This is a genomic window from Dorea phocaeensis, assembly GCF_900240315.1.
In the GTDB taxonomy this organism is placed as follows: Bacteria; Bacillota; Clostridia; order Lachnospirales; family Lachnospiraceae; genus Dorea_B; species Dorea_B phocaeensis.
In genome coordinates, this window is sequence record NZ_OEPZ01000002.1 from 390,333 (window position 1) to 405,088 (window position 14,756).

The window sequence follows — 14,756 nt, forward strand, 5'->3', positions numbered from 1 at the left end:
TAAAGGATAAACAAAGAATAGGAATGCCAAAACATTCCTATTCTTTGTTTATCCTAATCATATTGAGGGGGGGGAGGCTATGATTTCTCCACTTTTTATTTATTCTTTTTTCTTAGCATACCCATCAGCAATACCGCTGCACTGCCGAACAGAAGTACAGTTGTAGCTACAAGCGGTGTTTGATCGCCCGTTTTAGGAGAAGTTGTCTTACTTCCTCTATTGGCAGAATTCCCGGTATGCGTTCCGCCGTTATCGCTTCCTCCCGGATTGCTGTCTGTATCCGCATTGTTATCTGTGTTGCTTCCTGTGTTATTCCCTGTGTTATTATCGGTATTGCCACCCGTGTTATCATTATCGGAAGCATCCACCTTTTGTGAAGTCAGTTTGTAAACGGCAACGGTTCCTGATACCTCACAGGCTGCAAGCAGATAAGCATTTCCATCTCCACTTTCAGATGCAGAAATCATGCATAATCCTTCCGGAGAAACATCGCCAGCGATATCAGCGCTAAAGTCTCTAGTGTTGATATAATTCGCGAAAAGAACCTTATCCGGGTTTGTGATATCATAAGCCATAACTCCTCCGATTCTCTCCAAACCGATAAATGCATACGTTTTCTCTCCTACCGTTCCGATGGTTACATTTTCTGCCTCGACTCCCTTCTTACCTGAACGGTCATCTATTTCTACAGAGTCATTGGAACAATTAAAATACTGCGGAAGATAGCCGGCTGTTTTTGCTTCTAATTCGTTTCCACTTGTATATACTTCTGTAAGTCCGGATTCATCTGCACAATAGACGGTAAAGGAGCGCCCTCCGAAGAGATAATCATATTCTGAACTTAATCCTTCATAGTCACTCTGATCAAAGAATACCACCTTCCCGGTAAGTCCACTGTTTTCAGCTGTGATTTTTCCGGTCGGAGATGCGGCTCCCTTTGAGAAATTACATTCATCTTCATTGAGATACTCTCCCCACTCTCTGGCATCTCCTTCATTGGCAGTTACAATATAGTTTTTCCCGTTTGCCTCAAATAAAGAGATTCCATCCGGCATACGGATCCCACGAAGCGATGGATAAGATACTGGATTGTATGCCTCATCTTTTTTGTTAATGTCTACTGGATATTTCCCATAGTCTTCGTATCCTGCTGAGCAGACATTTTCTATGGAAAGTGTTTCTAAATCGACAATGGCAATGGCATTCGCTTCCTGAAGTGTAACGTATGCTGTTTTATTATTTGCCGCAATGTACTCCGGTTCAAAGTCAACGGACGGGGCAGTTTCTTTTTTCAAAATCACTCCATTTTGTACAAGCTCCGCTCTTTTTGCTTCACAGTCAAAGGAAGTAAAGTCAAGATGTGAAACATTTTGTCCTGCCACATCAACTACAGTAACTGTTCCTTGCGGATCCGTATTTCCAGCTCCATAACCTTCCCTTGGCTCTCCTTCGTCTGCCGAAAGAATTTTTGTACTATCCGGTGTAAATGTAACCATATCCGGCTGCACCCCAGCCTCATAAGCCTGTTCAAATGTCAAAGTTCCGTCTGCGCCGCAAGTGAACACCGCAATACAGCCGGCTTTAGAATACTCGGATGCCTGTATTGCCAACGCCAGCTTTTCTCCATTAGGAGAAACTGCGACAGACGTCATATCCCCATATAAGAAACCTTCGTAATTCTTCTCTACCAGCTCTTTGATATTGATATTTTTTCCATCTAATAAAGCAATATTTTCAGAGGTGCTCCTATCCTTCATCGGAATCGCTGTTAAGTTTCCGGTCACACCGTTGACGGCATACGCCCACCCAGTAACTGTATTGTAGTCTATAATTTCCATAACACCGCCATCTGCGTTCTGCATACCGGAATGGTATTGAGCTGTCTGAGTCATGGCAACAGAGGACTTTTCATTTTCTATTCCGTTTTTCTGTTCTCCGCCATTTGTGTTTTTCGTAACACTGAAGGAGTCAATCAATTCGCTGTCCGGAGAATTGCTGTCACCGGAAAGATTATAAACCTTTACAGCTATTTTGTTATCTGTCACATCAAAGACGGCGTAACTTGGGCTGTACTCCTGATTCCATTCCTGATTGCCGAGAGGCAGATTGCCAGCCAGGTAGGCATCAGAACCGGTTTGTCCATTTGCCAAAACAGGGTAATCCGCATTATTGGCTTTGTCTACCTTTTCAAACGGCATATAATACTGCATATCGGAGCAGCAATTTCCAGTTAAATAAATGGTTCCGTCAGGATCGTGAAAATCATCCAGCCTTTCTGCATTTCTTTGCCCATCTTTCAGCACATAGCTTCTAGAATAAACATGATCGTGGCCGCCCAATACAAAGTCAACGTCAAATTCATCCATTACCTGTTCAAAACCTGCATCCACATAGTTCTCAATATCAGAATCAGCTGCATGTTTTGCCACGGTCTGTGTCGATTTATGATGCGTAACAACTAACCATTGATACTGTCCGGAATACTCTGCTGTTGCTGCATTTAATGTTGTTCTGAAGTTAGAAACGATGGCTTCTGCTTCAGAATTATCCTTAGCAGCACTTGGAACACTTGCATTTCCCGCATTTTCATCATCATTTCCACCTGGATAAGCGCCGGTATTTAATGTAACAAAGAGAACATTATTGTATAAATAGTAATAGTTTCCTTTTGTCTCCATTTCCCTTCGTTCCACAAAGTCATACTGCCCTTCTTCATTTGGTACAACACCGTTTGACTCAGAAGCATTTGCAATTTCATCCGCAGTGGCCTGAATGTAGTTGCCATGGCTTTGACTCGTTCCACTGTTCTGTCCCCGGAATGTTGTCTGCACCTGATTCAGTGAATTTGCGCTTCCATCCACACTCATTTCATTAGGGAGATTGAAGTGGTCATCAAACATGTAGTGACGATCATGGTTCCCCACGGCAGGCGCATACAGGAGCGACGTCATTTCCTCCGGCGAGAAAAACGCTGCATATTCGCTGGATTTCCCCCAACTTTGATCCTCTACCTGATCTCCCGCTGACACAACGAGGTTTACCTTCTCCTCCTTCAGTTTCTGAAGCATCACCGCCCAGCCAGTCTGATTGTTCCCATCAGAAGGGTTCCATCCGCCGTTATTTGTTTCTCCGTTTTCCTTAATCTGTGGATCACTGGTAAAACCAAATCTGAATTCTCCATCATTTGCAGTGGTATAAGAATACTGTTCTGACCAGGTATTTCCATTATCATAGGAAATCTGATACACATAGTCCGTCCCCTTTGCAAGGCCCGAAACCGTGGCTTGACATACCATCTTTCCCGTATCTGTATACTTCCCTTCGACTACTTTCGTTGGTGTATGAAGCGCTCTTACTGATGCTTCTACTGTAGTATCTCCCATACGAACAATTGCATTTTTTGTCCCTTCCGGCGCATACCAATTAAAATTGACCGAGTCATCCCTTTCCCCCGGCTGTAAGGTAAGATATTCGATTGAAACCGTATGATCTGTCTGCTGCATCGTTACATCATCTTCCCCCGCTGCAAACACATTGCTTATTGCACTTTGACTGCACACGATAGAAGTAGCTGCTACAAATACGATTGCTTTTCTCCATTTTTCTCTCATGTAATTTCCTCCATTAACCACTTTCATTCAAATAACGATAAGATTGTAATGGCTCTTTATTAAGTTCCTTTGAGACAAATGTAAAAAAGAAGTTAAAAAAGGTATGACAAGAAAATCATTTCTCTATTCGTTTGCCCCCTCCCCTATCTGTATCATTTTAAATCCTTCTCCATGAACCTCATTCGATTCAAGTACAATCAGAAAAGAAGCTGGATCTGCTTTTTTTACAGCTTGTTGTACATGGAACATTTCTTTGTTGCTACAGGCGCACATCACGACTTGTTTTTCTTCTTTATTATATCCTCCCTGTCCATTTAAAATGGTCGTTCCTCTTTGACAACACTCATCGATCAATTCACATATTAGGTCGCCATGCTCTGTAACGATCAATGCAAGCTTTCCAGCGTTGATTCCATACATCAACTTGTCTACTGCAACAGCAAAAATGAAATTTACTACCATTCCGTAAATGATGCCATCGATATCTCGAAACAAAATTCCACCAACCAGGATAATCCCAACATCAGACCAAAATGCAATTTTCCCAAGTGATAAATGCGGTTTGATTGCCTTCACCGCCATAATAATAAAGTCTGATCCACCGGTAGAAGAATTCTTAGAATAAATTAATGCATAACCAATCCCCCCAAATACTCCCGTGCAAAGAGCCGCTAATAAGCGATCCCCTTCATATACCGGAAACAACGGCGCTACATAGTCAATCATCAAAGAAGAAATCACCATACAGCGTAAAGAACTAATAAAGAATTTCCTTCCAAGAAGTCGATAGCAAATGATGGCCAGCGGAATATTTAAGAGAATGGTTGAAAAACCAATCGGAATATTCAGTAATCGATATAAAATAATAGAGATTCCCGAAAATCCTGTCATCGGAAACTTTGCCTGTACAGCGAAATTATAAATTCCCGCCGCAATAAATACGCTCCCTATAAATTCCCACGCTAACTGCGTTGCAAGTATCTTTGCTCTTTGCATAGAAAATTTCGTTTTCATATTTTTATCCCTCCATTTCAAACAAAAAAAGAGCGAAAGCGCATTATATAAAAAATATAATACGCTTTCGCTCTTCGGGCATTAGACTAACATTATTTTACCCATTTTGTCAAGTACTTCTTATTTTTTGCTTTTTCTTAACTACTCCTACATTCTATAAATCACTTACAATGATAACGTGGTTTTCCTTTGCTCTTCTTTCCATATTCAATCGCTTCCTTGGGGCAAGAACAAATACAAGCCATACAATGGGTACATTCACTTCCCCAAACAGGTTTCTCTTTTTCCAATCGGATATTGCTTAACGGGCATAACGACACGCATTTCCCACAGCCTACACAAGAATCCTTGACATAAAATGGTGTGGCTTTTACAAATAGTGGGTAAAACAGTCGGTTCACCAATCCACTTAATAGTCCATCCCAGAAATGTCCCTTCCGATCCGGAAATTTCTTCGTCATCTGAATACAGCTAATTGCCTGTTCGATTGCTGGCTCTGCCGCTTCTATAATTTTTCCCGCCTCTTTTTCATCCGGTACCGGGAACATGGCAATGTAATTCTCCGGCATGACAATCTGTGCCGTTCCCATATACGTCCAATTCTTTTTTTCGCAAAGTTCCTGGTTGTGTCGATCTGCTTTTCCAATCGAATCTCCACAATTCATTACAAACCACACATGTTCTACATCGACAAATGTAGTCTGTAAAAGCCATTCTTTGACCAGTGTCGGAATCTGCCATGCATAGGTAGGCGTCACGATAATCAAATCTCCCGATACCGCAATCGAACCGGTATCCTTTCTTTTTATTCGATCATTGATACATATCATGTCGTCAGAAGTTTTTTCCTTCATTCTTTTTGCAATATATCGACTGTTCCCAGTTCCTGTAAAATATAAGATCATAATTCCACCCCAGCTTTCCCCAAAATTAAAAATTCAACATTGCGCTATTCGCCCTTACCTATCTTACTCAATAGTTTTTTGTATGACAAGTCAATCGCAAACGCTCCGAGCGGCGCCGTAACTACTATTGCAAGCACTGCCGCTGTAAGTATGGTATCTCCGCAGGCAAATCCAAGCGCAAGCGGCATCCCGCCAATCGCAGCCTGAACCGTTGCCTTGGGCATATATGCCATCATAACAAATATTCTCTCTTTTCTTTTCAAGCTTGTACCAAGAAGACACACAAGGACACCTATCATTCTAAATGCAAGGGCTCCCGTGATCACTATCATTGCCCGCAATCCTACTTTTCCCAAATACTCAATATTTACGGTTGCGCCCACTAATACAAATAAAAATACTTCTGCTGCCACCCACAGCTTCCCATATTTTAGAGAAAGTCTTTTCGCTACAACTTCCCGTTTTTTCTGCAGTCCAATCCCAATAAACATAATTGCTATCAGCGCAGAAAATGTAATCTCTGTTGTCAGCCCATCTTCAACTACCACAAGCAAAAAGGACATGCTCAACATGATCAATACCTTGGAAGTATCTCGTATATGTACTCTTTCAAAAAAGTATGCCAGCACAACTCCAAGTAGGAATCCTATTATGATTCCCAGAATGATAGAGACCGGAATATTTACAAAACGAATCATGGACGGGCCTTCTCCTTGCATCATTCCGACAAACGTTGAAAACAAAACAACAACATAAACGTCGTCCACAGACGCCCCCGCAAGAATCAACTGCGGGATTCCCTCCTTCACTCCATATCCCTCTTCCATTAGCTTCACCATTCTAGGCACTACAACTGCTGGGGAAACTGCCGCAAGCACCGCCCCCATAAGCGCCGCTTCCAACATGGTCATTCCCATCAGTTTGGGCGCAAGGAATATAATTCCTAATATTTCAAATGAAGCCGGAAGAAAACACATGAGAATCGCAGGTCGTCCAATCTTTTTAAGCCCAGATAAATCTAAGCCAAGACCCGCTCTTGTGAGAATAATGACCAATGCCATTTTACGCAGTTCTGCTGATATTCCAAGTATGCTTTCATCCAGCAAATTTAAAGCGTATGGCCCCAGCAGCATTCCTGTAAGCAACATTCCAAGCAAACTCGGAAGCTTTATTTTTTTGCATATCCCCCCCATTGACATGCCTACTATCAGAATCAATGAAGTACTTAATAACATAACACGTCTCCTATTCTAATCCTCCTAAAACAAATCCCAAATGTACTTCTGATAAAAGATTACTCGTATCAAAGTCACGAATATTTTCGTCTTTGTTTTAGGTCTTTCGAATTGGATTATAGCATGTTTTTCAACATTCTTCTATCTCGCCTGTATTTTTATCTTTTAATCTTGCAAGATCCTCTTCAAATCGCTTCGCATCCCGTTTTAACACCTTGCAGAAAATAATACAATAATGGGAATCTTCACGTCTCATTTCTCCTTTAAATCTCACCCTCACCCTATTCTGCACAAATAATTGATCTGCAAGATAGGAACCATGGTCCACATAGGCATAATGTACCGAAAATACCGAAAAATCCATCATTCTCCAAAAATTCTTCATCGTCATCCACTCCACATATAAAGATAGCTGCGGAAGATCCGAAGATCTCCCACAGCCTGTGCTTAGAACTGAACCTCCACACGCAGTTTCCTGTAGGTTTTCTACAAGGCAGCTGTTAAAAAATATGCATCCGATTTCACATCTACTTTGACCATAAACTGATAACTAATAACTTATAACAGACATACCTTAATCCTGAACAAAAACTTCCCTGAATCATCACCAATCTCTTGAAGCCTTGTACGGAAAGTATTTTTTAAATATCTACTTCAAACTGTACCGTCTGGTTGTATTTATCTAGCGCCATCTGTATTTCCATAATAGACTTAGACACGCTTTCATACTCCTGCTTAATCAATTCCAAATCGTAGTTGATATATCTGTACTCCGGAACTGAATTTCTAGACACATAGGGGCGTTGTTCTTCTCTTGACTTAGGACGTTGATATTTTATTGATTTCTTCAGCTAATGCCACTTGATTTGCTGGAGAAAAAGATAACATCCCTTCTGACCAAACTCATCTTCACCCAGACTATAAGAACATTCCCTTTTTCTTTAATCAAGTGTATCAGATTTTTATTAAAAAGGGGCACTCTCTGAACGTTTTTTATTTCAAAAAGTGCCCTTAATAATCTGTATTTATAATTTCAAAAGTTTTTTGGAAATCGGCGTAAGTCTGGTGTAGTAATCTCTATTCTGTTTTCAAGAACTCTTCAATCACTTTTACAAATTCTTCAGCTCTATCATATTGTTCCTTTGCATCCTGTAAGGACACAATGAAAAAATCTGCGTAATCAGTATTATTCCGAATTTGAAATGCCTGACTGATATATTTTGAATATTTCTTATCAAACTTTCCTGTCTTCACATATTCTTTCTGAAAATATGCAATAACTCCAGCGTGCTTTGAAAAGTCTTGTCCTTCTACCGCAAGCAACGCTCGTACTGCTGTAAACATTGCATAATAAGAACGACCTATTGAATCTTTATAGCTTCCATTCTCTAAAAGTATTTTCGAAGAATGTAATCGCTCTTTTGCCATTTCCAACCGATATATTTTTAATTCTTCTCTATTATCAGGCAACAACTTCTACCCCCTCATTTTCGATATTTCTATAATAGGGTAAATCATTTTTATACTTCTCATATTCCGCAAAAGGAATAACTGTTGGTGATACTATCGTACCATACTCCAATTCTAAATCTGAAGAAATATCCCATACGCTTTTCAATCCTTGTTGGAGTTTTTCTCGCTCTCCCCGCACAATGGCAACTATATCTATATCTGAGTCCTTTTGATAATCACCTCTGGCATAAGAACCGTATAAAATAATTTTCTCAACATTTGCTCCATATACCGCTTGATACGCCTGAATCATCGCCTGCAATATTAAATTCAGTTCATTTCGTGTACACATTTCTTTCACACTCCTCTGATTATAACATATAGCAGCTTACTTTAATTTTATTATAACGTAATTTTTCTAAAAATAAAAGTAATCTCTCTATGTCTTTTATTACTCTTCATCGGCATCATCTTTTCTCTTCTTTTTTGAGTCATAAATGGTGCCAAGAAATAGTCCGGCACCTATCCCTATTGCCATTCCCGTGTCAGTGTTATCAAACGCAACACCCAAAGATGTACCAAGGGCACTCTTTGAAAATTTTTTCTTTCAAAAAGTGCCCTTAACAATCTGTATTTATATCGCTATCAAATTACGAAGTTCTTACTCTCCTAGTACAATTTTGCTCCTGCTGGAATCTTGTCATCAAGGATCAGAACATTGAGTCCTTCTCTTCCTTCTTCAAGGTGTGTAGCAGAGATGATCATACCACAAGAATCAATTCCCATCATCTTACGTGGTGGAAGGTTTGTGATTGCAAGCAATGTCTTTCCAACCAGTTCTTCTGGCTCATAATAATCGTGAATTCCGCTTAAAATCACACGATCTACGCCACTTCCGTCGTCTAATACGAACTTCAGAAGCTTCTTGGATTTTGGAACTGCTTCACATTCTTTAACCTTTACAGCACGGAAATCTGACTTGCTGAATGTCTCGAAGTCAACCATATCTTCAAACAATGGTTCTACTTCTACATTAGAGAAATCAATCTCAACCTTCGCTGGGGCAGCTGTTTCTTCTACTGGAACAACTACTTTTGCAGCTACTGGAGTTGACTGTGCAGCGTTGTTTGCTTCGTTCTTCGCAGCGCCCTGTGACTTCATTGTCGGGATTAATTGAACAATCTCTTCCACCCTTGTCCACTGAGCTCCGTCAGGCACCGCACACATCCAAAAACTGATTTTTTTGGTCTTCCATTGAGATCCATAGAGCCCCAAGTCGGCTGTGTCTTTTGTGTAGTATAAGTTTTTATTTAATAGATGAGGAAGATATATCTCCCTCTACTTTTATGGTGCGCACATGTCCTCAAAAACATGATACATCACTAATTATATTATAATCTTTCCCTGGAGATTTGCAACAATTTCCTGTTTTTTCTCCTGTGTCGCTTCCGCATAAATATCCATGGTTGTTGTAATATCTGAGTGGCCCATGATACTTTGGATCACCTTCAAATTCGACTCATTCTCACACAATCTTGTGCAAAATGTGTGTCTCAAATGATGGGCTGAAAAATGAGGAATAATGAGTGGTTCTCTATCCTCTTTCTCTGCTATTTCTATTTCATCTTTGTTATATGCAACTCTTGCCCTTTCAATCGCTCGATTAACTGCATTTGGTAAATATACCGTTCCGGTTGCTGTTACAAAAACGAAATTTGAATATCCATCAATCTCTTCTGAGGAAAAGCCAATGCACTTTTGGATCTCATACTCATCCAGAAAAGCATTGAACACTTCATCGATCATCGGAATGGTTCTCCGTCCTGAAATCGTCTTTGGTGTAGAAATATGCTTGACCGATTTTCTGTTTTCATCAGGTCTGTAGATAAAAGTATGATTTACACTGATAATACGCTTTTCAAAATCCAGGTCATCCCATCGAAGACCGATGCATTCACCAATTCGCATTCCTGTTCCAAGAAGGACCGTTATAATAGGTACCCATCCTTGATATTCCCGATGGGCTTTTAAGTAATCCATAAAAGCTTTCTGCTGTGGAATCGTAAGCGCATGTCTCGGATTATCTTCCCAGATATGGCTCTTTTTGATTTCTGCCATTAATCCGTCTGTCGGATTTTGTCTGAGCAGTCCATCCCTTACAGCCATCTGGAATGCCGGATGCAACTGTGTATGTATACTATCCAGCGTATTTGCTTTCATTTCTTCATCCAGGATAATACGATAATAGAATTTTTTCACATCAGAATATTTGATCTTACCAATCAGTCTTTTTCCAAATGTGGGTCTGACAAAGTGATTATACATATAGAGATAATTCACTTTTGTTGATGGTTTCAAATCATATTTCTGTTCGATAAACCGATCATACAGTTCATTCAGCGTCATCCTGTCAGCCAGCTGCGGATTCAGTCCATCTTCTTTGTCGCGGATGATTTTTCTTTCTTTTGCTCTGAGTTCAACCAATGTTTTTGCGTAAACAGTTCGTCTATTTTTATCTAAATCTGTATAAGAATAAGAATAGCGACCGTCTTTTCTCTGACTCTCACCGGTTCGCAACACATACCCCCGGCTGTCTTTTCTTGATTTTGCCATCCTCTCACCTCACTAATCGTGAGGAGCATCTTAGCTGTGCTTATCCTGTCGGTATAATAGTTCCAATCCTTTCTTAAGCACCTGCCCTTTTGTAAGATCGTACTTTTCAGCATAAGCTTCCAATTGCTTCTGCTCAGCATTGGAGAAACGGATGGTGAAACGATAATTCATGGGATCATCACTCTTTGGTCTTCCCATCTTTGCCATACTATTTCCTCCTTCCTTACAACACTATTATACTTTGTGTCCGACAACAAGTCAACGTGTTTTGCTCCTCATGTATTACATTGTATTTTTTATAATTCATCTCTGAAATTTTCAAGATATTCATCCACAATCTCTGTATTGACCAGAACAACTCTCTTCACATGATAGACTGCTTTCGCATCTTTCGCTAATTCCTGAAATGTATGCAACCCCATAGAATATAATTGTGCCCCTTCCTCATAACGGACAAATTTCTTTCTTCCGACCTGCACCAGCTTTTCCAATTCTGGAATTTCTTTTCTGACTTTAGGCATGAAAAAACCTCCTTCCTTCGTACATAAAAAAAATATCTTTCATATATACAAAAGAAGGAGGGTGAAAATACAGCCTCTAATGTGAAATTTTTTTGGCTTTAGAGAAAAATTATGTATTATCGTTCAAATTGTAGCACAGGTACAACATATCTATAATTTTTTGTTTATCCGTCCCTCTAATGCCTAATGATTTTAAATCTACTGTTTCATCAGCTATTTCAGATAAAAATTTTTTCATATCCTCCGCTATTTCCAGGCTGAGAACTTGCCTTGTATTGGCTGTGATTAACTGTGCTAATCGGAACACATCGTTTTTATGTTTCTTTATATTTTTGCTGTCAACCTGCTCTCCATTTAGCTTGCGTTCTTTTAAATCCAGCCACGCTTTTGCCTTAAATGGTATCAGGCAAGTCGGACTTAATACCGGAATGCCATCAACCATCATTTGTCCGGTTTTTAGCAATTCATAATACGCTTCGTTTAGAAGGATTGCCGACAAGCTGGAGATTTCATCGTCTATCGGAAGCGGTGTGAGAACTGCATCATCTTCCAATATAATAAAATCTGGATTTCTGGAAAATATTTCTATCATGTATGGATATTCTTTGCTTTTCGGAGATGTGAAACGATAAAACTGTGCATTTCCGGTACTTTTATTCAAATGCTCATATCCTGCTTCCTTGACATACTCCCAAAACTGCCTGCCAAACTCCGCTGTTATGGATTCAACAATCAGTACAATATCTACATCTTTTGTAGCCCGAAACGGTAATTCTTCGTTTTCCATAATCAAATCGCAAGCTGTCCCACCGATGATGACATATTGATTTTCAAATCCCTGAAATCTTTCCTTAAATTTTGTAAATCCGTTGACCATTACTCCTGCAACCTTCTTTCCTGCAATTCATCTACTGCTTCTTCAATTCTCTCATCATTTGTATCTCCAAAAGATAAAACAATGGAAATATCGTCAGCACTGTTATCCTCCGAAAATTGTTTCGGGTTGTATGCCCATAATTCAAGTCTGACCTGTTTATCCGGGTCTATCAGTTCATCTGTCAGCAAAGTTTTATCATAATCTTTCTCACTAATTGCATAGGTAAAAACTCGGCTGGGATTTAGCATTGTTTTTTCAGAAAGTGCCGTTTCCCCTGCAAAGACCATGTTTTCTGTAACTTGCGCCTTATCTATATATCCTGCTTTGCGGACAGGCGTCGTCAAATATACTTTTGCTTTTTCAAATAATTCATCTCGCTTATATTTTGACTCAATAAACTTGTTGACACCGTCTTTTGCTACAAGAAACAAATCCGTCGCTTCCAACTGCTTTACTGCTCTAGTCAAGGTCATTGCTGTAAATGGAAGCACTTTTCTGGCTTCTGAAATATACAAGCGTTTTTTCTTACTATACAGATAAAACAAAAGCAACTGCTGCGTTGAGTAAACAAACTTACCTGTCAGCTTTGGCGGTTCTTTCTCATCTGTAAGCATTGTTCCAATGAAAGGAAGAAAGATCTGCTTATCAGTAATAAACGGTATATTATTTTCTATAAGACTTTTTCTTCGATAATTAGATACTGTCGCAAGTTCAAAGACGACTGGCACATTATCAATTTGCTGTATTTTTGCAATTTGTTTTTTCAATGCCGGAAGTGTGGCAAGTTCTTCTATTGGAGCAAGCATTATACAACGTCTGTTTCCAATATATGCTGTTTGAAAATCATAACTTCCTGCGATGTAAACAGGCAAAGAATCCTGATGATTCCATGCTTCATATTTTATAGAAATCCCGAATACGCTGGTAAGCATATTTCTCATTCTCCTTTTAACTCTTTTTCTTTCATTTTAACTTTGACAATGTTAAAAGTCAAGTTTTTGAGTTATTTTGCTTTTTCTAAAATTCTTTTCTCTCACACCCTGTATTTTTCCCCTCCATCTTTTGTATATGTAAGAGGGTTCGTAGATTAGAGCAAGATCCACCCATATATTACCATATCGCCATTTTTATGGCTTCGGTATACTTCTGGGTCATCTTGATGGGAATTACGTTTTCCCATACCCTCGTGACGACATCAAAGATGTCTATTGGCTTTCTATCAAAGATAGACGCAGCACTTTTATGTAACCGGAAGGGACAGCCGGCTAAAAAATGGAAGATAACATAAGAGATGTCATGCATTATGAAAGGAGAAATATGGCACCACCCAAAAAAGAAAATAAACTCAAACGAAAAAATTCGTAACATTAAAACTTTCCGACATTGAGTATGACTTATTAAAAAATGAGGCGCATATTACAGGACTTTCCCGTTCCGAATATCGTAAGCGCATAGTTTCGGGGTGTCCCCAAAACTATGCGCTTACCATATAACAACTGGAAAGTAGGATCTTCTTATTTATCTTGCACAGAAAACTTTCTCATCATAATAATCCTCTCAAGTATTTCCTGCTTGAACTTTTCAACATCATTCGTTCGCTTGCGCACACCTGCTGCGGCAGCATGTCCACCTCCACCAAATGCCTGCAAGAGTTCATTCACATTGATCCACTTTCCATCAGAACGGAAAGAACATCTCCAACGATTTTCTTCCTCCTCGTACATAGTAAAGCCAAGCTTAATATCCTCGCAGTCTCTGAGAAATCCACTGATTGGATGGATATCTTCATAGCTGATTTCTTCTGTCTCACACTCTGCATGATTGATGCAAACACATGCAACCGCTCCATCCAGCAGACGCTCTGCACGTTTCAACAGTTCCAATCTCTTCTGCAGACTTTCCAATGTATCTTTGTACATCGTCTGCATGACATAACTATGATCCACTCCCATCTCAAGCAGTTTCATCGCGGCCTGCATAGTACTAACTTGCACTCTGTTAAAGCACCCTGTGTCATGCAAAATCCCCATATAAATATAATCTGCTGCAGTCGGACTTATTTCACAATCGATCGTATTCTTCAGCTTATTCTCATCCAGAATATAATAAACATTCTCTGCACAAGCTTCAGAGATTTTTGTATAGTTCACATCTCCGTAACCTTCATTAGAGGCATGGTGATCAATTACTATACTTGCTTCTGCACCCTCGTAATATTTCCTGCCTATCATCCTTGCTAAAACTGCAGTATCACATACAATAACACCATATTTTTCTTCTACATCTGGCTTCTCAAACGGATTGAAGACCTTATCCATGCTCACCTGTTTCTTCGGGCCTTTATCCAACGTATCTGCTAGATATGGCAGCACTTTGTACTGCGGATAGTTTACCTTTATATAATGTGCAAGTCCCATCACCGATCCGGCGGCATCGCCATCTGGATTCAAATGTCCTAGAAGAATCACTATAGTTAAATTGTGTTCCTGCATCATAGATTGAAATTCTCTGTCAAAATTGAATATCAT

Annotated in this window: 14 protein-coding genes and 1 pseudogene; all 15 read right to left on the bottom strand. The window is 39.7% G+C overall.

What is annotated here, in order from left to right; genetic code table 11:
• Window positions 1-95: 95 nt before the first annotated feature.
• On the bottom strand, window positions 96-3,611 hold the full coding sequence (locus C0979_RS05855; protein ID WP_101695121.1) for a choice-of-anchor I family protein: 3,516 nt from the start codon (window positions 3,609-3,611) through the stop codon (window positions 96-98).
• A 123-nt stretch (window positions 3,612-3,734) separates the two neighbouring features.
• Complete coding sequence (locus tag C0979_RS05860) at window positions 3,735-4,625, bottom strand: YitT family protein (RefSeq protein ID WP_101695122.1); 891 nt, start codon at window positions 4,623-4,625, stop codon at window positions 3,735-3,737.
• 161 nt (window positions 4,626-4,786) lie between these two features.
• Entirely contained in the window at window positions 4,787-5,530 is a 744-nt protein-coding gene (locus C0979_RS05865) for an EFR1 family ferrodoxin (RefSeq protein ID WP_101695123.1), read from the bottom strand.
• A gap of 44 nt (window positions 5,531-5,574) precedes the next feature.
• The gene (locus C0979_RS05870) at window positions 5,575-6,765 is read right to left on the bottom strand and encodes a cation:proton antiporter domain-containing protein (RefSeq protein WP_101695124.1); all 1,191 of its coding nucleotides are present in this window, start codon (window positions 6,763-6,765) and stop codon (window positions 5,575-5,577) included.
• Between the two features lie 130 nt (window positions 6,766-6,895).
• Window positions 6,896-7,150, bottom strand: coding sequence for a hypothetical protein (locus tag C0979_RS05875; RefSeq protein ID WP_101695125.1), 255 nt, complete (start codon window positions 7,148-7,150; stop codon window positions 6,896-6,898).
• 256 nt (window positions 7,151-7,406) lie between these two features.
• Window positions 7,407-7,559 carry a hypothetical protein gene (locus C0979_RS11850; RefSeq protein ID WP_159459857.1) on the bottom strand — a complete coding sequence of 51 codons (153 nt, stop codon included), beginning with the start codon at window positions 7,557-7,559 and terminating at the stop codon, window positions 7,407-7,409.
• Between the two features lie 283 nt (window positions 7,560-7,842).
• Entirely contained in the window at window positions 7,843-8,193 is a 351-nt protein-coding gene (locus C0979_RS05880) for a HEPN domain-containing protein (protein WP_101695327.1), read from the bottom strand.
• A gap of 34 nt (window positions 8,194-8,227) precedes the next feature.
• The gene (locus tag C0979_RS05885) at window positions 8,228-8,569 is read right to left on the bottom strand and encodes a nucleotidyltransferase family protein (RefSeq protein ID WP_101695126.1); all 342 of its coding nucleotides are present in this window, start codon (window positions 8,567-8,569) and stop codon (window positions 8,228-8,230) included.
• Between the two features lie 317 nt (window positions 8,570-8,886).
• Window positions 8,887-9,396, bottom strand: a pseudogene (locus C0979_RS05890) (lysine--tRNA ligase); the annotation flags it as partial.
• 207 nt (window positions 9,397-9,603) lie between these two features.
• Window positions 9,604-10,830: a site-specific integrase gene (locus tag C0979_RS05895; RefSeq protein ID WP_101695127.1), complete on the bottom strand. Its 1,227-nt coding sequence runs from the start codon at window positions 10,828-10,830 to the stop codon at window positions 9,604-9,606.
• Window positions 10,831-10,860: 30 nt separating this feature from the next.
• Window positions 10,861-11,037 carry a hypothetical protein gene (locus tag C0979_RS11975; protein WP_004843915.1) on the bottom strand — a complete coding sequence of 59 codons (177 nt, stop codon included), beginning with the start codon at window positions 11,035-11,037 and terminating at the stop codon, window positions 10,861-10,863.
• Between the two features lie 89 nt (window positions 11,038-11,126).
• Window positions 11,127-11,351, bottom strand: coding sequence for a DUF6462 family protein (locus tag C0979_RS05900; protein WP_009245419.1), 225 nt, complete (start codon window positions 11,349-11,351; stop codon window positions 11,127-11,129).
• Between the two features lie 109 nt (window positions 11,352-11,460).
• Complete coding sequence (locus tag C0979_RS05905; protein WP_101695128.1) at window positions 11,461-12,228, bottom strand: hypothetical protein; 768 nt, start codon at window positions 12,226-12,228, stop codon at window positions 11,461-11,463.
• Window positions 12,228-13,160 carry a MarR family transcriptional regulator gene (locus C0979_RS05910; protein ID WP_101695129.1) on the bottom strand — a complete coding sequence of 311 codons (933 nt, stop codon included), beginning with the start codon at window positions 13,158-13,160 and terminating at the stop codon, window positions 12,228-12,230. Before C0979_RS05910 ends, C0979_RS05905 begins: the two co-directional genes overlap by 1 nt.
• Window positions 13,161-13,742: 582 nt before the next feature.
• The gene (locus tag C0979_RS05920) at window positions 13,743-14,756 is read right to left on the bottom strand and encodes a DHH family phosphoesterase (RefSeq protein ID WP_101695131.1); all 1,014 of its coding nucleotides are present in this window, start codon (window positions 14,754-14,756) and stop codon (window positions 13,743-13,745) included.

What these genes read in the sequence shown, in the direction of transcription:
- C0979_RS05920 (WP_101695131.1), bottom strand. Translation starts at nt 14,756, where the DNA reads ATGATATTCAATTTTGACAGAGAATTTCAATCTATGATGCAGGAACAC.
- C0979_RS05885 (WP_101695126.1), bottom strand. Translation starts at nt 8,569, where the DNA reads ATGTGTACACGAAATGAACTGAATTTAATATTGCAGGCGATGATTCAG.
- C0979_RS05855 (WP_101695121.1), bottom strand. Translation starts at nt 3,611, where the DNA reads ATGAGAGAAAAATGGAGAAAAGCAATCGTATTTGTAGCAGCTACTTCT.
- C0979_RS05895 (WP_101695127.1), bottom strand. Translation starts at nt 10,830, where the DNA reads ATGGCAAAATCAAGAAAAGACAGCCGGGGGTATGTGTTGCGAACCGGT.
- C0979_RS05880 (WP_101695327.1), bottom strand. Translation starts at nt 8,193, where the DNA reads ATGGCAAAAGAGCGATTACATTCTTCGAAAATACTTTTAGAGAATGGA.
- C0979_RS05910 (WP_101695129.1), bottom strand. Translation starts at nt 13,160, where the DNA reads ATGCTTACCAGCGTATTCGGGATTTCTATAAAATATGAAGCATGGAAT.
- C0979_RS05905 (WP_101695128.1), bottom strand. Translation starts at nt 12,228, where the DNA reads ATGGTCAACGGATTTACAAAATTTAAGGAAAGATTTCAGGGATTTGAA.
- C0979_RS05875 (WP_101695125.1), bottom strand. Translation starts at nt 7,150, where the DNA reads ATGAAGAATTTTTGGAGAATGATGGATTTTTCGGTATTTTCGGTACAT.
- C0979_RS05865 (WP_101695123.1), bottom strand. Translation starts at nt 5,530, where the DNA reads ATGATCTTATATTTTACAGGAACTGGGAACAGTCGATATATTGCAAAA.
- C0979_RS11975 (WP_004843915.1), bottom strand. Translation starts at nt 11,037, where the DNA reads ATGGCAAAGATGGGAAGACCAAAGAGTGATGATCCCATGAATTATCGT.
- C0979_RS05870 (WP_101695124.1), bottom strand. Translation starts at nt 6,765, where the DNA reads ATGTTATTAAGTACTTCATTGATTCTGATAGTAGGCATGTCAATGGGG.
- C0979_RS05900 (WP_009245419.1), bottom strand. Translation starts at nt 11,351, where the DNA reads ATGCCTAAAGTCAGAAAAGAAATTCCAGAATTGGAAAAGCTGGTGCAG.
- C0979_RS05860 (WP_101695122.1), bottom strand. Translation starts at nt 4,625, where the DNA reads ATGAAAACGAAATTTTCTATGCAAAGAGCAAAGATACTTGCAACGCAG.